The 22927-nt window shown below is 32.4% G+C and carries 16 protein-coding genes; 9 read left to right on the forward strand and 7 right to left on the reverse strand.

Annotation, left to right across the window (positions count from 1 at the left end; all coding sequences use genetic code 11):
- Positions 1-90 precede the first annotated feature (90 nt).
- The 4 genes from EV196_RS13090 to EV196_RS13105 all read left to right on the forward strand — a co-directional run bounded on the left by EV196_RS13090 (position 91) and on the right by EV196_RS13105 (position 7581).
- Positions 91-1953, forward strand: a complete 1863-nt coding sequence (locus EV196_RS13090; protein WP_132218223.1) for a DUF262 domain-containing protein — start codon at positions 91-93, stop codon at positions 1951-1953.
- Positions 1954-2258: 305 nt separating this feature from the next.
- On the forward strand, positions 2259-3941 hold the full coding sequence (locus EV196_RS13095) for a site-specific DNA-methyltransferase (RefSeq protein WP_132218224.1): 1683 nt from the start codon (positions 2259-2261) through the stop codon (positions 3939-3941).
- 3 nt (positions 3942-3944) lie between these two features.
- The gene (locus tag EV196_RS13100) at positions 3945-4946 is read left to right on the forward strand and encodes a PDDEXK nuclease domain-containing protein (protein ID WP_132218225.1); all 1002 of its coding nucleotides are present in this window, start codon (positions 3945-3947) and stop codon (positions 4944-4946) included.
- 1 nt (position 4947) lies between these two features.
- Positions 4948-7581: a DEAD/DEAH box helicase gene (locus EV196_RS13105; RefSeq protein WP_132218226.1), complete on the forward strand. Its 2634-nt coding sequence runs from the start codon at positions 4948-4950 to the stop codon at positions 7579-7581.
- Positions 7582-7700: 119 nt separating this feature from the next.
- Here the strand turns inward: EV196_RS13105 and EV196_RS13110 are convergent, their stop codons facing one another.
- The gene (locus EV196_RS13110) at positions 7701-8546 is read right to left on the reverse strand and encodes a hypothetical protein (RefSeq protein ID WP_132218227.1); all 846 of its coding nucleotides are present in this window, start codon (positions 8544-8546) and stop codon (positions 7701-7703) included.
- 1308 nt (positions 8547-9854) lie between these two features.
- On the opposite strand from EV196_RS13110, the gene EV196_RS13115 reads away from it, so the two are divergent.
- The gene (locus EV196_RS13115; protein WP_132218228.1) at positions 9855-10688 is read left to right on the forward strand and encodes an OmpA/MotB family protein; all 834 of its coding nucleotides are present in this window, start codon (positions 9855-9857) and stop codon (positions 10686-10688) included.
- A gap of 190 nt (positions 10689-10878) precedes the next feature.
- Here EV196_RS13115 and EV196_RS13120 read toward each other — a convergent pair whose 3' ends face one another.
- Together EV196_RS13120 and EV196_RS13125 are read right to left on the reverse strand one after the other, a co-directional pair.
- On the reverse strand, positions 10879-11259 hold the full coding sequence (locus EV196_RS13120; protein ID WP_132218229.1) for a hypothetical protein: 381 nt from the start codon (positions 11257-11259) through the stop codon (positions 10879-10881).
- A gap of 21 nt (positions 11260-11280) precedes the next feature.
- Entirely contained in the window at positions 11281-13386 is a 2106-nt protein-coding gene (locus tag EV196_RS13125; protein WP_132218230.1) for an elongation factor G, read from the reverse strand.
- Positions 13387-13583: 197 nt separating this feature from the next.
- On the opposite strand from EV196_RS13125, the gene EV196_RS13130 reads away from it, so the two are divergent.
- The 4 genes from EV196_RS13130 to EV196_RS13145 all read left to right on the forward strand — a co-directional run bounded on the left by EV196_RS13130 (position 13584) and on the right by EV196_RS13145 (position 18634).
- A complete protein-coding gene (locus EV196_RS13130; RefSeq protein WP_132218379.1) occupies positions 13584-14201 on the forward strand; it encodes a YqaA family protein in 618 nt (205 codons plus the stop codon).
- A 64-nt stretch (positions 14202-14265) separates the two neighbouring features.
- Positions 14266-14562, forward strand: coding sequence for a DUF3817 domain-containing protein (locus tag EV196_RS13135; protein ID WP_132218231.1), 297 nt, complete (start codon positions 14266-14268; stop codon positions 14560-14562).
- Positions 14555-15796 carry a mechanosensitive ion channel family protein gene (locus EV196_RS13140; protein ID WP_132218232.1) on the forward strand — a complete coding sequence of 414 codons (1242 nt, stop codon included), beginning with the start codon at positions 14555-14557 and terminating at the stop codon, positions 15794-15796. Before EV196_RS13135 ends, EV196_RS13140 begins: the two co-directional genes overlap by 8 nt.
- A 153-nt stretch (positions 15797-15949) precedes the next feature.
- A complete protein-coding gene (locus tag EV196_RS13145) occupies positions 15950-18634 on the forward strand; it encodes a T9SS type A sorting domain-containing protein (RefSeq protein WP_132218233.1) in 2685 nt (894 codons plus the stop codon).
- A gap of 191 nt (positions 18635-18825) precedes the next feature.
- Here EV196_RS13145 and EV196_RS13150 read toward each other — a convergent pair whose 3' ends face one another.
- The 4 genes from EV196_RS13150 to leuD form a co-directional block, all read right to left on the reverse strand.
- Positions 18826-19233 (reverse strand): Hsp20/alpha crystallin family protein, encoded by a 408-nt coding sequence (locus EV196_RS13150; RefSeq protein ID WP_132218234.1) that lies wholly within the window; start codon positions 19231-19233, stop codon positions 18826-18828.
- A 292-nt stretch (positions 19234-19525) separates the two neighbouring features.
- A complete protein-coding gene (gene leuB / locus EV196_RS13155; protein ID WP_132218235.1) occupies positions 19526-20584 on the reverse strand; it encodes a 3-isopropylmalate dehydrogenase in 1059 nt (352 codons plus the stop codon).
- A gap of 169 nt (positions 20585-20753) precedes the next feature.
- The gene (locus tag EV196_RS13160) at positions 20754-22277 is read right to left on the reverse strand and encodes an alpha-isopropylmalate synthase regulatory domain-containing protein (protein ID WP_132218236.1); all 1524 of its coding nucleotides are present in this window, start codon (positions 22275-22277) and stop codon (positions 20754-20756) included.
- Positions 22278-22874, reverse strand: coding sequence for a 3-isopropylmalate dehydratase small subunit (gene leuD, locus EV196_RS13165; RefSeq protein ID WP_132218237.1), 597 nt, complete (start codon positions 22872-22874; stop codon positions 22278-22280).
- Positions 22875-22927 lie beyond the last annotated feature (53 nt).

Consider the following 22927-nt stretch of genomic DNA (forward strand, 5'->3'; position numbering starts at 1 on the left):
TACAATTCAATTACAGAATCAAACAACATTCTGACATTAATTTTTCTTATTAGTATATGTCATCCACTAAAAAAATAAACAAAATTATTTATGAACATACAGCCAAATAATCAGACAGTTGAAAAGTGTTTAAAGCAAAGAACTTATTACATCGATTTTTATCAAAGAGAATATGTATGGAAAAAAGAAATTGTCAATATTTTACTTGAAGATATATTTTTCACTTTTGAACTTGCTTATGAAGACCATAAAGATAAAGATCTTACAGCAGAAGTTCTTGCTAAATATAATTGGTACTACTTAAATATATATATAACCAATACTATCGGGGGCAAAGAGTATATCGTTGATGGTCAACAAAGACTAACCACATTAACCTTAATTGCTTTGAAATTGCTCAGACTTGCAATTCTGGATAAAGAATATTTTGAAAACTTAATTGACACTTTGAAAGATTGCATTTATGGAAAAGACAAATTCAAAGGAAATATTTTTTGGATAGATAATGAGAAAAGAAAACGCATCATGCAACACCTTGTTGAAAACAAGGATTTCACAGGCGAGTTTGAAAGTGTCACGGAAGAAAATATAAACGAAAGGTTTAAGGATATATCAAAGTATATCGACGACAAAAACTTATCAAAAGAAAAACTTAAATCTTTCATCATGTACTTTCTTGAACGATTAGTGCTGGTTGAATTAAAAATTGAAAAAGACGACACGCCTATGGTCTTTGAGGTCATAAATGACAGGGGTGTTGCTCTAAAACCTTTTGAAATTTTAAAGGGTAAATTAGTTGGTGCGCTTGACAAAGCTGATACGGAGAAATATAGCACGCTATGGGAAGATTCCATAACTCGCTTAAGCGGAATTGAAGATGCCTTTTTTATTGATTATTTAAAAGGAAAATTCATTTTCAAAAGGAATGCAGACTTGGAAAAAGCAATTAATAACCAATACCATAGATATATATTTGAATCTAATGATATAGCAGACAGTTTACAATTCAGAAAAAAAGATAAAAACCATGCTAAAAATATAAAAGATTTTATAGAAGATGATTTAACCTATTATTCTAAACTTTATTCGGTAATTAGGAGAAATGAGTATGAATTTTTAAGCTATAACAACGATATAAACGATTTATCTGGTCAATATCAAAATATCATAGCTGCATGTACCATCGAAGATGAGAAAGAACAGGTAAAAATTGAATCCATTGCAAAGGAAATTGATAGACTCTATATGTTGCTCCGTTTAAATGGAATTTATAATAGTAATAATTATCAAGAAATATCTTACCAATTAAATAGAGATTTGCAACAAAAGGATATTTCTGATTACAGAAATATTTTTAATAACGCCATTGAACAAAGAATCAAAGAAGCTAGAAATTTAACCCAAATTACATCTTTACTTGATTATGACAGGTTTAAAACAAGGGGATATGATAATATTGAACGCAGACCATTGAGATATTTCTTTGCACGTGTTGAAAAATACATTTGTGATAATACAGAAAAAACAATGGAGAATGATGTGCTTTATATCTCCACAAAAACAGGTCACAAAACAGGCTATCATATAGAACATATATTATCTAGAAATGATGAAAACAAACAATACTTTCATTCGGATGAGGAGTTTGAAAATCAAAGAAATAGATTAGGCGGATTACTACTTTTGTACAATATGGATAACATCATTTCTAATAATGAAGAATATTATTTAGGAAAAAGAAAAACCTATAATAATGGTTTAGTATGGGGCCGTACATTAATTGATAGTTTTTATCATTCAACCAATTCACGTTTTATTGAATTTAATCAACGGTTCAAATCGCAAACTAACATGGAATTTGTTTATACTGATAAGTTCGATTCTGAAATTTTGGAGTATAGAAGTAAATTATTATTTGAAATAGTAAAGAAAATATGGATAGTCGAAAATTAATAGAGATAAACAATCAAACTCTAATAGATTTATAATTTCCATTAATAAAACAACCAAAAATTAATTTTAGAATCAAAATTCATCCATTTAATAAGTAACTTCGAAACCCTTTTTTAAGGCTTTAAAATTTAAAACAATTTATATTTTTAGGAAATTAATAGTAGTGGGATTTTCTCTAAAATATTATATATTTAAACCTTCCTAAATAAAACATTTTACATTTAAGAGTAGCACAAATTAAAAACAAAACTATTTTTTTAGTGCATCTATTTTTAAATAAAATATTTAAAATATAAACATATAATATGCCAACACTCAATTGGATTGGAAAAGATAAAGTTATAAACCATCATCAAGATGTGCCATTTAGAGTATTGGAACATAAATACGGTTTTACTGCTAAAGACGGACAAATAAATGCACAAACCGAAAGCGGAAACAAAATAGTACATGGAGATAATTTAGAAGCCTTAAAAAGCCTATTACCAGAATACGAGGGGAAAATAAAATGTATTTATATAGACCCTCCTTACAATACGGGAAATGAAAGTTGGGTATATAATGATAATGTTAACCATCCAAAAATAAAAAAATGGTTGGGAGAAGTTGTTGGTAAAGATGGAGAAGATTTAACTCGGCACGACAAATGGCTATGTATGATGTACCCACGCTTACAGTTATTACACAAACTATTGGCAGACGATGGTGCCATTTTTATAAGTATTGATGATAATGAACAAGCTAATTTAAAATTGATTTGTGACGAAATTTTTGGGGTGAGGAATTTTTTAGGTTTAATTACACGGAAACAAAGTAGTGGTTCGAAAAATGATACAGGAAGTAACAAAGTGATTACAACAGCAGACTATATCTTACCTTACAAGAAAAACACTTTTGAATTTCATCCATACCAAATTAAGAATAACAAAAAATTCAACCTTAAAGATAAAGATGGTTTTTTTAGTATTAGAGCTTTAGAAATGCAAGGTGGTGGAGATACCCTACCACAAAGAACAAAAATGGGTTACTCAGTTTTTTACAATCAAAAATCAAAAGAAGTAAGGATACTTTTTGATTATAACTTAGAAAATCAACCCGTTTACGAAGAAGCAAATATAAAGTTCTTAGAAAAAGGATTTAAATGTTATAGACCAAGAAAAAGAGGGAATGAATATGGGATATGGAGATGGGGTTCAGAAACTTTTTTAGAAAGGTTTAATAAAAATCTTGTACACTTTGATAAAGGAAGGGTTTATATGAAAGAACGAGCTGTTGATTATGTAAACAAATATCCAGAAGCTTTGCTAGATGAATTTTTAAATACCCAAGGAACAAATGAATTAAAAGAAATCTTCGACACTAAGAAATTTGATTTTCCTAAACCTTCTGAATTGGTAAAATTTATTGGAACAGTTTCAACTGACAAAAATTCCATCATTCTCGATTCCTTTGCTGGTTCTGGAACTACTGCACACGCCGTTTTAAACCTAAATAAACAAGATGGCGGAAACAGAAAATTCATTTTAATAGAAATGGAAGATTACGCCAATGATATTACTGCCGAACGTGTAAAAAGAGTAGCAAAAGGATATGGCAAAGACACTAAAAAAGTTGATGGTACAGGCGGAGCATTCGATTTTTACGAATTAGGCTTACCGCTTTTTGGTGCAGACCAAAATTTAAACGAAGAAGTTGGCATACAAAAAATACGAGAATACATTTGGTTTTCAGAAACCAGAACAACATATGCCCAACCCAAAGAAAACACAGATTCTAATTATTTATTAGGTAAAAAGGATGATGCCGTTTATTATTTCATTTACGAAAAAAACCAATTAACCACTTTAGATTTTGATGCTTTAGAATTTATAAAAACAAAAGGTGAACAATATATTATTTATGCAGATAATTGTTTACTGCCAAAAGAATTTATGTCAAAAAACAATATCATTTTTAAAAAAATACCACGAGATATTACAAGGTTTTAAATTATGAGTAAAGAAATTAGCACCCTTTTATTTAAAGATTTGTCTCAAATAATAGAGCAAGGAAAAAAACAAGTTGTAGCACAAATAAACAGTACTTTAACATTGGTTTATTGGCAAGTTGGTTATAAAATAAACACCCATATTTTAAATAATGAAAGGGCAGAATATGGAAAAGAAGTCTTAGCGCAATTATCGGCTCAATTAGAAGAACATTATGGGAGGCAATTCAATTTAAAAAATGTAAGACGTATGATGAATTTCGCCAAATCGTTTTCAGATTTTGCAATTGTGCCACCACTGGCGGCACAATTGAGTTGGTCGCATTTTATAGAACTCATACCATTAAAAAGTCAAGAAGCAAGATTATATTATGCTCAAAAAGCAAGTGAAGAAACTTGGAGCAAAAGAGAGTTGAGAAAACAAATAGAAAGAAAAGCTTTTGAAAGAAAGGAAATTGCAAAAACGCAGCTTGACACGACGCCAATAGAAATACAAAACTCATTTAAAGACCCTTATTTTTTAGATTTTTTAGGCTTAAAAGATGGCTATCTTGAAAATGATTTAGAAGGTGCCATTTTAAAGGAATTAGAATATTTTATTTTAGAACTTGGTAAAGGTTTTGCTTTTGTAGAAAGACAAAAACGATTGATAATAGACGGTGAAGATTTTTATATAGATTTATTATTTTATCACAGAAAAATAAAACGTTTGGTAGCTATCGAATTAAAACTTGGAAAGTTTAAAGCAGCCCACAAAGGACAAATGGAACTGTATTTAAAATGGTTGGACAAACACGAAAGGCAAGAAGGCGAATATCCACCAATTGGTTTAATACTTTGTGCAGAAAAAAGTAGTGAGCAAGTAGAATTGCTAGAAATGGGTAAAAATGGTATCATGGTAGCCGAATATTGGACAGAATTACCAGCAAAAAACGAATTGGAAGCTAAATTACATCAAGCATTAATTGAAGCAAAAGCAAGAATTGAACAAAAAAGGTTAATGTAGTATGGAATTAAAAACCTATCAACAAAAAGTTATAGATAATCTTGAAGAATATTTAGAATATGTTCAAGTACATAAAAATGTATCTACCGCATTTAATCAATATTGGGAAGATAAAATTGGTGCTTATAATCCGTTGGATAATTCAGGCATGCAACCCTATAAAAATAACATTCCTAATGCGGCACACGTTTGTATAAAAGTACCAACCGCAGGCGGTAAAACCTTTATTGCCGTTAATGCATTACATACTGTCTTTTCGGCTTATGATACAAGCAAAACAAAAGCCGTTATCTGGCTTGTGCCTTGGAGTAATTTATTGCAACAAACCGTTAATGCGTTATCTAATCCAGAACATCCGTACCGCCAAAAATTAAACACTCTCTTTAATCATAAAGTTAGCATTTACCAAAAAGAAGATTTATTACAAGGCTCAAATTTTAACCCTACGGTTGTAAAGGAACAATTAAGCATTTTTGTTTTAAGTTTTGCAAGTTTACGAGCAAAGAACAAAGATGATAGAAAAGTATATCAAGAAAACGGACAGTTAGAATCTTTCGCATCACAATACCCCAATAGAAAACACCTTTTGGAAAATGTTGACGATACGGCACTAATAAACGTTATTAGAAGTTTACATCCTGTTTTGGTGGTTGATGAAAGTCATAACGCAGAAAGTGATTTGAGCGTAGATATGCTAAAAAACCTAAATCCATCATTTATTTTAGATTTAACAGCAACACCAAGAGATAATAGCAATATAGTAAGCCTTGTACCAGCCATCGAGTTAAAAAAGGAACACATGGTTAAACTTCCTGTAATTGTTTATAATAATCACGATAAAACAGAAGTCATTAATAATGCCCTTCATTTACAGCGTAAATTAGAAATTCTTGCTAAAAATGAAGCATTAGAAGGAGGGAAGTACATAAGACCAATTATTTTATTTCAAGCACAACCAAAAACAAATGACGATAATACGACATTTGAGAAATTAAAGGAACAATTATTAGGTTTAGGCATTCCCGAAAATCAAATCAAAATAAAAACAGCCAATATAGACGAACTGAAAGGCATTGATTTAATGGACAAAATGTGTGAAGTCCGTTATATTATAACCGTAAATGCGTTAAAAGAAGGGTGGGATTGTCCTTTTGCCTATATATTGGCTTCATTAGCAGATAAATCAAGCGCAGTAGATGTTGAGCAAATTTTAGGTCGAGTTTTACGTCAACCTTACGTACAAAAGCATAAATCATTTCAATTAAACCTTTCATATGTATTAACAGCTTCGGCAAAATTTAATGAAACGCTTCAAAGTATTGTTGAAGGATTAAAGGCATCCGGATTTAGCGGTAATGAACATAGGGTAGCTGATAAAATGACGGAAGAAGAAAAGAAAACAGAAACTACAAACCCTTTAGAATCATTCTTATTTCCAGAACAACACATTAAGGAAGAAGAAGCAATTGATAAAGGCCGTATTTCTTTTAATCCATTTGCACAAGATGATGAGATTAAGGACACTTCTGTTATTGCTGAAATAGAAACAATGGCAGAAGAACAAAACAAAGAATTAGAAAAGCAAATACAGGAACAAGAAAAACAGCCTATTGACGAAAGTATATTTCAAGAAATGGGAGATAAAGTAAAACGTTACCGTGTAAAAGAAGTCAATAAAGAAATTATTGAAAACATAGATTTTCCACAATTTTTTCTAAAAGTAACGGCAAGTGATATTTTTGGAACAGACGAAGAATTATTAAATAGAGAATCTTTATTAAAGGATTTTAAATTATCTGATGAAGATATTAAAATAGATTTCGATAAAATTTCAACGGATTTATATAAAGTAGATTTAACTGAAACCGTTAAAGACAATTACACACCAGATTGGGTAAAAATAGAAGAAAGTCAAATAAAAGACCCCATATCAGAATATATTTTGGCTAAACCAAAAGAGGCTCAAATAAGTGATATAACCCATCAGATAATGCAAATTATTGGCAATATGTATCCCATTCCAGACCAAGAAATAAAGAAGTATGTTGCCCGAATTTTAAAAAGTATGAACGTTGAACAAACACGTGATATTTTGGTGAGAAAATGGAGTTATACGGATAAAATAAAGGCTAAAATTAGACAACTTTCAGATAGTTATGCAGAAACTCGTTTTTTGGATTTAATAAAGTCAAAACGCATTATAGCCAAAAACAATTGGAAACTAATGAAAGAAATTGTTCCTGGTAATGCAGGATCATCCATTGGTAATTCCTTATATGAAAAAGAAGGAATCATGAACAATTTTGAAGAAAAAGTCATTATGGAGATTGGAACATCTTCAAACATAGCCTTTTGGCACAGAAACTTAGAAAAAGGAAAAGGATTCTATATAAATGGATTTAAAGCAAATCATTATCCAGATTTTATTTTACAAACCAAATCGGGCAAAACAATTCTAATAGAAACAAAAGGAGACCATTTGGATGGTTCAGACAGCGAAGGTAAATGCAGACTTGGAAACGAATGGGAAAAACAAGCTGGACACGACTTTTCATATTTCATGATTTTTGATAAAAAAGAAGTAGATGGCGCTTATACGTTGGATAAAGCAAAAGAATTGATAAGCGAAATGTAAATTTATCTTTTGATACTTTTTTAAAAGTATGGGTGGTGGGTGGCTTTAGCGTCGTAAGTGGACGGGGACGCTCAATTAAAAACCTGCTTACTTATAAAGTGAACAGATTTTTATTTTTTTTAATTATTAATAATTTCAATTTCTTTGATATTTTCCTCTAGATCAATTTGATTGCCATCTATTAAAAATTGATTAGGTTTAAATACGTTTATATTTATTTCATAATCTTTAATAATATGCTCTACGGCTTTAAAAAGATTTAAGGCTTTTTCTGGAATATCCAATGGGTGTATTTTTTCGTTTAAATACTCGGTAAGAGAGTTAAAATATAACCATGCATTTAAACCCTTATTAGCAAAATAACGACTTGATTTTTCAGATTGTAATTTTATAGCGTTTAAGATTGGATTAGTACCAGCAACACTATTATTTTTTATAATTTCCTCTAAAATATAACCGTTTAACCTTTGAATTTTATCATGAGATAAATGATAGTTTTTTAAAACTTCAATAATCCTTTTTGATAAATCAATATTTTTTTTGATGTGTTGAAATTGATTTTTAAAAACATCTTTATAAGAATCTCCAGTACTGGAAATTTCAAATCGAATAATTTGTTCAGCTCCAAAAATGCATAAATTCATACATGCATTAACTTTCACACCAGAATAAATTTTGGCAATAGGTTTACCTTTGTCAAGTGCTACTATCAATCCCAAATCATAACGTAATTCATTATCTATTTTAAAGTTATAGTTTAAATGAATGCGACCAAAAGAAATGTTTTCTGTTTTATCCTCGTTTAAATTTATAAACTCGTGTGTGCCCTGAAGTTCGCAATTATAATCATTTTCAATATCAAATAAGCCACTGAATAATTGATTAGGACTAGGATAAGATAAAACACCTTTTACATAACCTTTTGAATTTAAAATTTCCTCTTTTTTAAAAGTTCTTGTTTCCATTTTATATTTATTTAACAGTTAATAATTATTTTCAAGATGTCAAAGAGCGATTTCACAAATACATAGGTTTCTATTTATTCAAAAACTAATTCTAGTTAACCGTTTTTCGTATTAAAAACCCCTTAGTAATGGGAATTTTTGTTTTTCGATACGGTGCTAATTAAGAATTAAGGTTTAACCCCAAAAAGCTTAGAATTTCAAGCATCCCCTTTTTTGGGGGATGCGTAGTAAATTCAAGGTTTGCCACCTTTTTGGGGTTAAACCTTAATTCTTACACCTTTGTACTCGAAAAGCAAAAATTCCCATTACTAAGAGTTTATATAAATAATTTTTTTCGTCGTAATTACGGGGGCGTTCCCCCCGTAATTAGGTTTAACTATCGCCTTAGCGATAGACGAAAAAAAATATTGTTCCGTTGGAGCGAAGCGAGTCCGTAGGACATGAAAACACTTCAACTTATTTTTAGAGTAGCAGACATTGGGGCGGTGGTCGGGCGTAAGTATATCATTTGAACCATGTTTTAATATATTCTTGCAGGATTTGCGTTAACGATTGCAGCGGCATCCTTTTTTTTAAATCAAATAAACGCTCGTATTTGATTTAAAAAAAAGATATAGCGTAAAGCGTGGTCGATGGCTTTAAAATTTTTTAAAGCTATCGAAACGCCCAAGTAAAAAAAAATAATTTATATAACTGAAAATGTGAGAACGCCCCCTATAACATGTTCTCCTAGGTTGCGGTTTCGCAATCTTTTTTAGGTTAATTTACTGAATATCAATAAAATATAAAAAACTAAGATAAAATACTTACAAACTTATTTAAAAGTCTATAAATCAATAGATTACAAAAATGAATATGAGATGGTTTGAATTAAATCATAAACAACTGTATTTCAGTTGTTTAAATAAAATAAAGTGTTTTTGTTTTTTTTAATAGAAAAAGTAATTTAATTTTAAATAATAAATAACTTCAAGGTGGTCTTTGATTTGTTGGAATGAGTATAACTTTTTTAAATTTTTTCTTCACCTAACGATAGAATAATTAATTTAAGCCTAAAAGTGTTTTTATTTGTTATTCATTTTTTTAAAAAAATATACTATTGATTACTAATGATTTAAGATTCAAGCCTATTTTTATTTGAAAACTTACAATCTAACATTTGTACTATAATTAATATTATGTAAAATAGAATATTTACAAACACCTCTACATCAATTAAATACAAAATAATTAAAACTTTTTTTTAAACGATAAAATCTATATCCCCTTTTCATTCGTAACTATAACTAAACAATTGAAAATTATATTATGAGAAAAATATCGTTAGTAATACTTGGAACCATTTTATTATCTGCCTGTGTATCAAAAAAGAAATATGTGGCATTGGAACATGAAAATGGCGAAATAAAAAGTGCTTTAGCTAAAACACAATTTGAAAAAGAAGAATTAGAAACTAAATTTTCTGTGATTGAAGCTCGTGTTGAAGCTTACAATTCTAAAATAAATGCCTTAACCGAAGACAACGACGTAAAAATGGAAGCTGTTGGCGATGTTGCTGTAATTTCTAACGAAACTAAAAAGCACATGCGCAATACCTTAACTAAGGTGGATCAAACTAAATTGAGCAAAGCTACTACCCTTAAAGATTCTATGAATTTAGCGGTTTCTTACAATTTACAAAAAACTTTAGATACTAGTTCGTTAAATGAAGATGAAGATATTGCTATTGATATTGATGAAACGGTGGTGATGATTTCTATTTCAGATAAAATGTTATTTGATACCGCTAGCTACCGTATAAGTAGTAAAGCAAACAACATTTTACAAAAATTGGCGAATGTTATTAATTCTGAGCCTAGTATTGAAGTGATGGTTGAAGGACACACAGATGCGAGATCTATTAGCACTGAAAAAATTGCAGATAACTGGGATTTAAGTGTATTGCGTGCTACATCGGTAGTTAGAGCGCTTCAAAATAAATACAACGTAGCTCCAGAAAAACTAATTGCTTCTGGAAGAAGTAGCTACTTACCTGTTGCTGGAAACGACACCAAGGAAGATCGTTCTAAAAACAGAAGAACGCGTATTGTTATTTTACCTAACATAAACAAATTCTTTGCCCTTATGGCATCGAATGATTAATTAATCCCTCTTAATTAATCCATTGAAAGAGGCTGTTTGAAAAGTGTAATTCTATGTCATATTGAGCCTGTCGAAACTATTATTGATAATCAATAATAGTTTCGACAAGCTCAACCTGAAAAAGAAAATATAATGCACTTTTTAAAACAGCCTCTTATTTTTTAATTAATTTTCTTCAAAAAAGAACGGATTATAACCACTCTAAAAAGTAATCCATCATTTCTTCTTTTAATTCATAATGCAATTTTATATAGGTACGCATATCCTCTTTTAAAGAATGTTGTTCGTTATGCAGTCTACCATCCATCGTTTCGTTTAAATCGGCTTTATGAATATTGACCATTTTATTCCGAATTCTATGCAATAATTTAGATATCGCATTTTTTTCGATCATGATTCTATTTTGATACACTTCTAATGGTATTAATGCTTTTTGTTCATGCTCACGTATGGCAATTTCTTCAAGTTTTTCTTGAAACGTGTCCATTTCATTAAAATGAAAACGCAATTCGCGTTTCCAGGTTTCTAAATTAAATTTTAGGTCGCTTAGATATAATACTTTGGTTTGCATAATTCTATGGTTTAAATATTATTAATTCTGATTTGCTAATTGGTTTTGAACATTTGCCGGCACCGGTTCATAACACGAAAATTTTGAGTTAAATGTGGCTTTTCCTTGTGTGATACTGCGTAAATCGCTGGAATATCCAAACAATTCTGCCACCGGTATTTGGCATTTTAAAATCTGGCAGTTATCGCCTGTTTCAAAGCCTTGGATTATGGAACGTCTGGATTGTAAATCGGTCATCACATTACCCACCATATCTTCAGGAACTTTTACAACAACCTCATTTATAGGTTCTAATAATTTGGGGCTGGCATTTAAAAAGGCTTGTTTAAAGGCATGTGCTGCCGCTATTTTAAATGAAATATCGTTGGAATCTACCGCGTGCATTTTACCATCGTACACCATAATGCGCACATCGCGTATATACGAATTGGTTAAGGGACCAGCTTCCATAACTTCTAAAACTCCTTTTAGTACGCTTGGTAAATACCGGGCATCAATAACGCCGCCTACAATACAATTGTAGAACACTAAAGTGCCACCCCAATCTAAATCTACAACCTCTTTACCCCGAATATTGAATCCTTCTGGTTCTGGCATGCCCTCAAACCAAGGTTCTATCTTTATATGAACTTCGGCAAACTGACCAGCACCTCCCGATTGTTTTTTATGCCTGTAACTCGCTGTAGATGCTTTTTGAATGGTTTCCCTGTAAGGTGTTTTTGGTTTTTCGAATGTGGCTTCTACACCATACACGTTTTTTAAGGTCCAATCGATGGTTGCTAAGTGCAATTCGCCTTGGCATCCTAATAATTGTTCTTTGGTTTCTTTTGAAAATGAAACCACTACCGTTGGATCTTGACTGTGAATTTTCTTTAAAGCTTCACTTAATTTCTCATCTTCTTTTGATGAAGCGGTGCTTACAGCTTTTGTAATTCTAGGTTCTGGATAATTAATAACCTTTAATGTGATTTGCTCTTTTCCGCTGTAAAGCGTATCATTAGTTTCGGTATATTTTAATTTTAAAGTAGCGCCAATATCGCCCACAGCCAATTTATTAACGGGATTTCTATCTTTTCCATCCATAATAAACAATTGGTTCATGGTTTCTATTTCGCCCGTTCTGGAGTTGGTGAGTTTATCGTTCACATTCAATTCACCAGATTTCACTTTAAAAAATGTTATTTGCCCTAAATTGGCCTGGTACAAAGTTTTAAACACAAATAAGGAAGTAGGCTCCTCTTTTTTAGGGTAAAGCTCCTGCCCTTCCAGTGAAAGTTCTGGTTTTAAGTCGGCTGCAGCAGGCGCTAAATTATCAATAAAGCCCATAAGTCTGCCCGTACCCATATCATTTAAAGCAGAAATACAAAACACCGGAAACAACTCGTGATTTAACATACCAGCTTTAATGCCTTTGCGCATTTCATCTTCATTAAGAGTGCCTTTTTCGAAAAACAATTCTAGTAATTCATCATCGTTTTCAGCCGCTTTCTCTACTAATTCGTTGTGTAATTTGTTGGCAAGTTCTGCGTGTTCTTTCGGAATTGGTAATTTTTCTGGTTTTCCGCCTTCGGGTTTAAACTTGTAGAGTTTCATTTTAAGAACATCTACAATGCCTTGAGCACCATCAATTTTTACGGGAAACTGAATTTTAACAGCGTGATTACTCACTAAATTATTAATGCTTTTATAACTTTCATCAAACTTTAAATTAAGATGGTCTATATGATTGATTACAAACAGGGATGCTTTTCTGTATTTATCAATATAATTCCAGATAATTTCAGTGCCAACTTCAACACCTTGTCTGCCGTTAACCACAGTAACTACGGTATCGGCAACATTTATAGAAGAAATAATTTCACCTATAAAATCGTCTAAACCCGGTGTGTCTATAATGTTTATTTTATAATTACGCCACTCGGTGTGTAACGGAGTGGCGTAAACGGAGGTGCCTCTTTCATGTTCTATGTCTTGGTAATCTGAAACGGTATTTTGGTTTTCCACCGTGCCTCGTCTGTTAATTAATCCAGCTTCAAATAACATGGTTTCAGACATGGTTGTTTTTCCGCTGTGGTGAGCACCTACCAAAACAATATTTTTGATATGCTTTTCGTCAAATTCTTTCATTGGTTTATAGTTTAGTGGTTCAAAAAACTAAAGCTACTACCTATCATTGAGAAAAAAAATGATTAAAGTCATCTAAATACATACAATTGTGATAATAAAAAATTGTTAAACTTTAATTAATTATCACTTTTAAATTATTGATACCTTTTTGTAAGGCTTATATTTGCATTCTTAATAATTGAATGCCGTATTTTATAATGAAACCCAAGTCTAAAACTAAAACAGAAAAAAAGCGTTGGAAGCTTTTGCACCAGTATTATAGCTATACGGGTTTTTATAGTTTTGTTTGGCAAGCCATAAAAAAAGCGATACCATTAATTGCGTTAATTGTAATTGCTGTTTATGTGGTGAATCATTTTTATGATATCAACCAAGCTTTGGTGCATATTACAGAAGTACTTCCAGCTTATGGTGTATTGGCTTTTTTCTTTGCCTCTGAAACGCTTTTAGGTTTAGTACCGCCCGAAATATTTATTGCCTGGGCAGGAAAAATGAATTACCCTTGGCTGTATTTAGCCGGTTTAGCGTTTCTATCGTATTTTGGTGGTTTGCTATCTTATTACATTGGGCATGTTATTACAAAAATCCCTAAAGTGCACACCTATTTAGAAGTTAAAATGGCTAAACAGCTAAAAAACTCTAGAAAATGGGGCGGTTTCCTTATTGTAGTTGGTGCGCTGTTGCCACTACCCTTTTCAATTTCATGTATGGCCGCTGGTATTATACAATTTCCGTTTAAAAACGTAATTTTGTATGGTTCATTGCGTTTTATCCGATTCTTAATTTACGGATTGGTAATATTTCATGTATTTTAGATAATTTATAAAGCTTATTAGCATTAACCCATATGCAGTTTTTTCTGCATTTAAATTTTATTTTATGTTTTCATTTTTAAATATTTTTAGAATTACAGCGCTTTTAGAAGGTGTGTCTTATATTTTATTACTCTTTATTGCAACACCTATTAAATATATATTGCACGACCCACAGTATGTAAAACTTTTGGGTATGCCACATGGTATTTTGTTTATTGGATACGTTATTATGGCGTTTATGCTAAAAAAAGAATTGAACTGGAACACGAAACAGTTTAGTGAAATACTATTGGCTTCTATTATTCCGTTCGGTACGTTTTACATAGATAAAAAGTATTTAAAGCCATTAAGAAATGGATGAATTAAAACATTTTATATACGACCACCTTATCAGTATTGGTACTAACGAAACGACTGCAGTTTATTTAAATATGCTCGGCTTGTTATTAGCCTTACTTATCATTATTTTCATTATCGATTTTATTATTAGAAAGCTGTTAATTGGTGTGTTTGCTCAATTTGCATCAAAGTCTAAAACAAATTTTGATGATTTAATGGTGAAAAATAAAGTGCCTAGAAACATTGCACATATTACACCATTATTGGTTGCTTTAGAATTTATATCGGATGTTTTTTATGATTTCCCGGATTTTGAAATAGTTGTAGAACGTGGATTGAAAGTATTTGCTATTATACTCACCTTGTGGATTGTACGTAGCATATTACATACACTTAAAGATTATTTTAAAACCTTACCAAACTTAAAAGATAAGCCCATAGACAGTTACATCCAGGTATTCATGATTTTTGCATGGGTAGTGGGTATATTTTCGGCTATTGCACTTATTACACGTACACCATTTATACATTTTATAACAGGTTTGGGAGCTGCTTCGGCGGTTATTATCTTAATATTTAAAGATACTATTATGGGCTTTGTAGCCAGTATTCAAGTATCTATAAACGATATGGTGCGTATTGGCGATTGGATCACGTTTCAAAAATATGGTGCAGATGGTGATGTGATTGAAATTAACTTAGCCACTGTAAAAGTTCAAAATTTCGATAAAACCATTACAACCATACCAACGTACGCTCTTATTTCAGATTCCTTTCAAAATTGGCGTGGTATGACGAATTCTGATGGTAGACGTATAAAACGTGCTTTATACATAAAACAAAGTGGCGTTAAATATCTTTCAAAAGAAGATGTAGAAGATTTGAAGAACATTCAATTAATAACTTCTTATTTGGATACAAGACAAACCGATATTAGTAACTATAACGAAGCTAATCAAATTAATAAAGAATTATTATTGAACGGGAGAAACCTGACTAATTTAGGTGTTTTTAGAAAATATATCGATTCTTATTTAAAACATCATTCTGCCATCAATAAAGACATGATGATTATGGCGCGGCAATTGGCACCAACTACACAAGGCATCCCTTTAGAAATTTATGCATTTAGTAGTGATAAACGTTGGGAAAACTATGAGTATATCATGTCCGATATCTTCGATCATTTAATAGCAGCACTCCCCTATTTTGATTTGGAGGTTTTTGAGTTGCCTAGTAACACTAATTTTATTTAATAAAACAACTACAATTCCATGAAACGTTTAAAAAACAGTTGAAATATAAAAAATCAGATTAAACAACATTTTTTAACGTTTAAAAGTTTTTAATGTCAGAAAAAGAAATATTTTTGAGGCCTAATAATTTAACCCACAAAAAACAATCTTTTTATGAAACAGAAAATTACTTTAATTTATTTTGCTTTTCTATTCCTAATTTCAGTAAAAGGAATATCACAAACCACTTATGATTTTACAACAAATGCCTCTTTGTCTGGTTCCTTTTGGCTTACTCAAGCAGATGTAACTATAGGAGGCGTTGCATACAGAATGACTTCAGGAGGAAATGGGGGCTTTAGCAATGTATCTTCCGGAGGTGCTTCAAATAGTAAATGCCTTAGAAAAGATGGTGCTGGAGGCGATTCATTTTCCTTGCAGAGAGTAGATGGTCAACCGTTTCAATTCTATGGAATTTGGATAAGCCATCAAAGTATGAATAGTTATTCTGCATTTTATACTTTACCACCTTGGTATTCCTTAACAGCAGGCACTTATACGTATCAAGACATGACACCAATGGTTGGTGGAACTGGAAATACAGAATTTACCTCGTCTTCAACATCAATTTCTTCTGGTGCAGGAGGAGTTACAGTAACTTCGGTTAATATTTCTTTCCAAGCAATTTTATATTATTTAATTGACAATATAGTTATTGATAATAATCCATTTAGTGCAACTACGTCAAAAACCAACGTGTCCTGTAATGGAGGTTCTAATGGTTCAGCAACGGTTACAGCTTCTGGTGGCTCTGGTGGTTATACATATTCATGGTCTCCTTCTGGTGGAACTGGTGCTACTGCATCTGGTCTAACTGCTGGAAGTTATACTTGTACCATAACAGATTCTAATAGTGCTGTTATTTCTAAATCGGTTACAGTAACTCAACCTTCTGTTTTATCATTAACTCCCGCTTCTCAAACAAATATTGCTTGCTTTGGCGGAGCTACTGGTGCTGCAACTGTTAACGCTGCTACGGGAGGAACTGGTGCTAAGACTTATAATTGGACACCTGGCAACCCAGTAGGTGACGGAACAACTTCTGTTACTGGATTAACTGCTGGAACATGGACGTGTACCGTAACGGATGCTAATGGTTGTACAACAACTCAATCTTTTACAGTAACGCAACCTTCTGCTTTAGTGGCAACTGCTAGTTCACAAACAAATTTAGCATGTAATGGTGGTTCTGATGGTTCTGCCACTGTAAGTGCTTCTGGAGGAACTCCTTCTTACACTTATTCTTGGGCTCCATCAGGTGGAACTGGAGCAACGGCTTCTGGCCTTTCTGCTGGTACTTATACTGTAACAGTAACAGATGCTAACGGATGTATAGCAACAAGAAGTTTTACAATTACGCAACCTACAGCTTTAGTGGCAACTGCTAGTTCACAAACAAATTTATCATGTAATGGTGGTTCTGATGGTTCTGCCACTGTAAGTGCTTCTGGAGGAATTCCTTCATACACTTATTCTTGGGCTCCATCAGGTGGAACTGGAGCAATGGCTTCTGGCCTTTCTGCCGGCACTTATACTGTAACAGTAACAGATGCTAATGGATGTATAGCAACAAGAAGTTTTACAATTACACAACCTACAGCTTTAATGGCTTCAATTACTTCGCAAACAAATATTACTTGTAATGGAGGTGCTACTGGTGCTGCTTCAGTTGCTGCAACTGGAGGAACAGCTCCTTATACTTATTTATGGAGTAATGGTGCTACTACGGCATCAATTTCTGGAGTAGATGCTGGAATTTATAATGTAACAGTTACTGATGCTAATGGATGTACAGATACAGCTTCAGCAACTATTTCAACAGATACAACTATAGCTCCTACAGTTGATTCTATAACAGTTAAATTTACTGGTTATTGTGGAGAAATCGGCATAAGTGGTTTTTATAATTATACTGGTTTGTTAAATGGCAAAAATAGTTACTATATGCCGTTCGATTCAGGAGAAGGCCTTACTTCGATTCAAATTTCTTTTGATGGCACAAAATGGGTTATGTATGTAGATAATAACTTAAACTTCACTGGGTTTGAAAATGAAATAGTTACAACAAGTTTAACACCTCCATTAACAGGATGGACTCCAACTGAATGTGAAAATGGAACAATGGTTATACAATTTGGTGTTAATCTTTGTGCAGGATCAACAGTTAATGATTTATCAAATGTAACAACTGGAAGCAATTTACAATTTTACAATGCTTCAACAGGTGGTTCTCCTTTAAGTGATAACGATTTACTTACAAATGGAAATTATTATGTATCTAATACTGAAAATGGTTGTGAAAGTGACAGAATAATGTTTGAGGTAAGTGTTGCTGGAATAATAAATAATACTGTAAGTCAAAATGCAGCCGTATTAACAGCAGATCAAACAGGTGTATCTTACCAATGGTATGAGTGTCCAAATACTTTATTGACTGGGGAAATAAGTCAAAATTTCACAGCAACTACAAATGGTGATTATAAAGTTATAATTACCAACGGATTTTGTTCGGTAGAATCAGCATGTGTTACCGTATCTTCATTAAGTACTGATACTTTTGAAAACAAATCAAAGTTTACAATGTATCCTAACCCTAGTAATAGAAATGTAAACATAAAATCTAGCCTAGGGGGAGACTTTCAAATTATTAATCAACTAGGACAAACAGTAAAAACATTTAAAGCAAATGCTAATATTGAAGCAACTGTTTATGTAGGAGATTTGAGTGAAGGCATGTATTTTGTAAAAGCTACAAATAGTACAAAAGTATCTTCCCATAAATTAATCATTAAAAAATAAAATCAATTTTTAGCAAAAAGAGACTTTATACTCTATAAAAAAGCGTGAGTTCTATATTAGAACTCACGCTTTTATTATAAATGCCGTAATCAAAATAATTTGCTAACACTCTAGTTCGATTTAGCAGTTTTTCGAGTTGCCTTGTTATTTAAGTTTCTTAACTTAAATAACAAACAATTAATTTTAAAATATTATACGGTTTTTAATTTAAGTAAATCAATGCTTAAAATATGGTTTTTATAATCTACAAAAATTTCATTTTTCACAATATCACTTGGTAAACGAAATGTTTTTTTAAACAAAGCCGAAGCGTAACAATAAGTGTGTTTAAAAACATTATTACCTACTTTTTCGGTTGAATCGGTTTTTTTAGATTTAGCTGTTGTAACTACCAAATCGTTATTAGGCGTCAAATAAAAATTAAAGTCATCTTTAACATAACCAGAAATTTCAAATTCTAAATGATAACCTTCTTTCGATTCTGTTAAACGGATGTCAGATGGATTCGTGTCTTTTCTGAAATTAGAATTATACATTCCATACCTATTAGCGCTTGAAGAAGAATTAAAACGCTGAGTTTTATCAATGTGAGGGTACATAATATTAACTATTAAAAAATTAATTAGTAATCTATAGAGAGAAATTAAAAACCTAAAGCAAAGCTTTAGTTACGGGTCTATTATTTGGGTAGGTTAGTTGACATGCTAAATATGCGAACCTTTTAAAGGTACGAATTTAAAACGGATTTAAATGTTAAACAACTCATAAATTGGTCAGCTTTATTAAATAATTTTTAGTGAACGATCTAGAGCGTATGATAATGCCCATAAAAAAAAGGATCCAGTACAATGACCGAATCCTTTATCTTAAAATATATTAGTTTGTTATGTATTAGATATTTGCAGCTAACCAATCCCCTACTTCTTTCGTTCCATATGCTTTTCCGCCATCGGCTAAATCTTCAGTAACAATACCTTCTGCCAATGCTTTGTTTACAGCGTCTCTAATTACTGCACCTTCTTCCTGCAAACCAAAAGCCATTTCAAACATCATAGCTGCCGATAAAACGGTTGCCATTGGGTTTGCTATATTTTTCCCTGTTGCTTGCGGGTACGATCCATGAATAGGTTCAAACAATTGATTGTCCGTTCCAACAGATGCCGATGGCATTAACCCCATAGAACCAGAAATTACCGAAGCTTCATCTGTTAAAATATCACCAAATAAGTTTTCAGTGATTAAAACATCATAGCTATTTGGCCATTGTACCAAACGCATTGCTACAGCATCAACAAACTCATAAGAAACCGTTACTTCTGGGTAATCTTTTTCCATAGCTTGCACCGTTTCTCTCCATAAACGAGAGGTTTCCAAAACGTTTGCCTTATCTACGCAACAAAGTTTTTTACCACGTGTCATGGCTAATTCAAAACCTTTTTTAGCCAAACGTTGTACTTCTTCTCTGGTATAAACACAGTTATCAAAAGCCGTCTCACCACCGTCTCTTCTACCTTTTTCGCCAAAATAGATACCACCAGTTAATTCACGTAAAAACACCAAATCGGTGCCTTCAATACGCTCTCTTTTTAAAGGTGATTTTTCTAATAATGACGGAAATGTAAACGTTGGACGCACATTGGCAAACAAGCCTAATTTTTTACGCATTTTAAGCAAACCTTGTTCTGGGCGCACAGGAGCAGAAGGATCGTTATCGTATTTTGGATGCCCAATAGCACCAAACAACACAGCATCCGATGCTAAACAAATCTCGTGTGTAGCATCAGGGTAAGGCTCACCAACCGCATCAATAGCTGCAGCACCAGTTAAAGCTGGTTTCCAAGTTATTTCGTGTCCAAATTTTTTAGCAACGGCGTCGCTTACTTTAACTGCTTGTTCAATCACTTCAGGTCCAATGCCATCTCCGGCTAAAAGGGCTATGTTAAATTTCATCTTTTATTTGTTTTAATCTTTAATTTGTATTTTTTTGGCGTTCCCCAAGGGTCGGGCTTTTCGTTGCAAGTCCTCGCTCGTACCTCGCTGTGGGCTTTTCACTGCAATCCCTAACGCAAATCAGAACTAAAATTTGACTTCGCAATACGTAATTTCAAATTCGTAATTCTTAATTAGTTATTATATTCAACATTTTCTCGGTGGCTTTAATGGCCGAAACCGTTTGATCGGAGTCTAAACCACGAGTTTTAAATTCTTTTTCTGGACTTTTCCATGTAATTATAGTTTCACATAACGCATCCGAATGACTACCAGGAGGTATTCTTACCGCATAATCTATCAAATCTGGCAAAACCTTTTTCTTGGTAATATAAATGCTTCTAAGGGCATTCATGAAAGCATCAAATTGTCCATCGCCTTGTGCATTTTGCTCATAAGTTTCCCCATTAATAGAAATGGAAACCGTAGTAGATGGCTTTAAACCCTTAGCATGTGTTAATACATACGAATTTACTTTTACCTTTTCCTCATAGGAATAACTATCCAACACATCGGAAATAATATAGGGCAAGTCTTCCTTAGTAACAACTTCTTTTTTGTCACCCAATTCAATAATGCGTTGGGTTACTTTCTTTAAATCTTCATCATTAAGAGTTAACCCTAATTCTTGTAAATTCTTTTGGATATTGGCTTTCCCAGACGATTTACCTAAAGCATATTTTCGGGTTCTCCCAAAACGTTCGGGCATTAAATCGCTGAAATATAAATTCTTTTTATTATCACCATCTGCATGAATTCCAGCTGTTTGTGTAAACACATTGGCTCCAATAATCGGTTTGTTCGCAGGAATCATAATACCTGAAAAACTTTCCACCAATTTACTCATGGTGTATAAAAAGGTTTCATTAACACCTATGGTAACATGAGGTAAAAAATCATTTATAACCGCCACGGTACTCCCCATGGGCGCATTTCCTGCGCGTTCACCCATACCATTTACCGTTAAGTGTAAACCATCGGCTCCCGCATTTAAGGCACCCACAACGTTTGCTACACCTAAATCGTAATCATTATGTGCGTGAAAATCGAAATGTAAATTCGGATATTTATCTTTAGTTTCTTTTATAAACTCATAAGATTCAGAAGGGGTTAAAACTCCTAAAGTATCTGGAAGCATGATGCGCTTCACTGGTTGTGTTGCTAAAAAAGCTAAAAACTCAAAAACATAGTCTTTGGAATTACGCATCCCGTTGCTCCAATCTTCTAAATATATATTGGTTTCAATACCGTGTTTTTTAGCTAAAGTAATAGTTTCTTCTATTTCTTTAAAATGCTGATTAGGAGTCTTTTTTAACTGATAAGTTAAATGATTTAATGAACCTTTAGTTAACAGGTTTTGAACTTTAGCTCCTGCCTCAAGCATCCAATCAATGGATACACCATTGTCAACAAAAGTTAAAACTTCAACCTTATCTAAATAATTGTTTTCTTTCGCCCAATTGGTAACACTTAATACTGCTTGAAACTCACCTTCAGACACACGTGCCGAAGCAATTTCAATACGATCCACCTTTAACTCTTCAAGTAAAAGTTTTGCGATAGTAAGTTTTTCAGAAGCAGAAAACGACACGCCCGAGGTTTGTTCACCATCGCGCAATGTCGTGTCCATTATTTCAATTTTCTTAGGAGCCATTTATAGAAGCAAACCGTTTGCAAAGGTTTCTATGTCTCCTTTTATGTTTTGTAGATAATCAATATCATCAAAACCATTCAGCATATTTTCTTTTTTGTAACTATTAATTTCAAAAGATTCTTGAGCACCAGTTGACTTAATAGTAATGGTTTGATTTGGAAGGTTTACTTCAATTTCTGTATTTGGGTCGTCGTAAATAGCGTTGAATATTTGTTCTGAAAATTCAGCAGAAACCTGAACTGGCAATACACCAACATTCAAACAGTTATTTCTAAAAATATCAGCAAAGAAACTAGATACTACACAACGGAAACCATAATCGTAAACCGCCCAAGCTGCATGCTCTCTTGAAGAACCAGAACCGAAATTCTTTCCTCCTACCAAGATTTTTCCTGAGTAAATAGGGTTGTTTAGTACGAAATTTTCTTTTGGTGAATTATCGTTATTATATCTCCAATCACGAAATAAGTTATCGCCAAAACCTTCACGTTTTGTTGCTTTTAAGAAACGTGCTGGTATAATTTGATCGGTATCCACATTTTCTAATGGTAATGGAACCGCTGTACTTGTTAATATTGTGAATTTATCGTATGCCATTTTTGTATTTTGTTTTTTGTTTAATCGTTGATTTGTTTAGTCGAATCCTCAAA

The organism is Mariniflexile fucanivorans (assembly GCF_004341235.1).
Taxonomy (GTDB): Bacteria; Bacteroidota; Bacteroidia; order Flavobacteriales; family Flavobacteriaceae; genus Mariniflexile; species Mariniflexile fucanivorans.

Excerpts from the sequence above, each read along its gene's own strand:
- EV196_RS13090 (WP_132218223.1), top strand. The coding sequence starts at position 91 with ATGAACATACAGCCAAATAATCAGACAGTTGAAAAGTGTTTAAAGCAA.
- EV196_RS13095 (WP_132218224.1), top strand. The coding sequence starts at position 2,259 with ATGCCAACACTCAATTGGATTGGAAAAGATAAAGTTATAAACCATCAT.
- EV196_RS13100 (WP_132218225.1), top strand. The coding sequence starts at position 3,945 with ATGAGTAAAGAAATTAGCACCCTTTTATTTAAAGATTTGTCTCAAATA.
- EV196_RS13105 (WP_132218226.1), top strand. The coding sequence starts at position 4,948 with ATGGAATTAAAAACCTATCAACAAAAAGTTATAGATAATCTTGAAGAA.
- EV196_RS13110 (WP_132218227.1), bottom strand. The coding sequence starts at position 8,546 with ATGGAAACAAGAACTTTTAAAAAAGAGGAAATTTTAAATTCAAAAGGT.
- EV196_RS13115 (WP_132218228.1), top strand. The coding sequence starts at position 9,855 with ATGAGAAAAATATCGTTAGTAATACTTGGAACCATTTTATTATCTGCC.
- EV196_RS13120 (WP_132218229.1), bottom strand. The coding sequence starts at position 11,259 with ATGCAAACCAAAGTATTATATCTAAGCGACCTAAAATTTAATTTAGAA.
- EV196_RS13125 (WP_132218230.1), bottom strand. The coding sequence starts at position 13,386 with ATGAAAGAATTTGACGAAAAGCATATCAAAAATATTGTTTTGGTAGGT.
- EV196_RS13130 (WP_132218379.1), top strand. The coding sequence starts at position 13,584 with ATGAAACCCAAGTCTAAAACTAAAACAGAAAAAAAGCGTTGGAAGCTT.
- EV196_RS13135 (WP_132218231.1), top strand. The coding sequence starts at position 14,266 with ATGTTTTCATTTTTAAATATTTTTAGAATTACAGCGCTTTTAGAAGGT.
- EV196_RS13140 (WP_132218232.1), top strand. The coding sequence starts at position 14,555 with ATGGATGAATTAAAACATTTTATATACGACCACCTTATCAGTATTGGT.
- EV196_RS13145 (WP_132218233.1), top strand. The coding sequence starts at position 15,950 with ATGAAACAGAAAATTACTTTAATTTATTTTGCTTTTCTATTCCTAATT.
- EV196_RS13150 (WP_132218234.1), bottom strand. The coding sequence starts at position 19,233 with ATGTACCCTCACATTGATAAAACTCAGCGTTTTAATTCTTCTTCAAGC.
- leuB (WP_132218235.1), bottom strand. The coding sequence starts at position 20,584 with ATGAAATTTAACATAGCCCTTTTAGCCGGAGATGGCATTGGACCTGAA.
- EV196_RS13160 (WP_132218236.1), bottom strand. The coding sequence starts at position 22,277 with ATGGCTCCTAAGAAAATTGAAATAATGGACACGACATTGCGCGATGGT.
- leuD (WP_132218237.1), bottom strand. The coding sequence starts at position 22,874 with ATGGCATACGATAAATTCACAATATTAACAAGTACAGCGGTTCCATTA.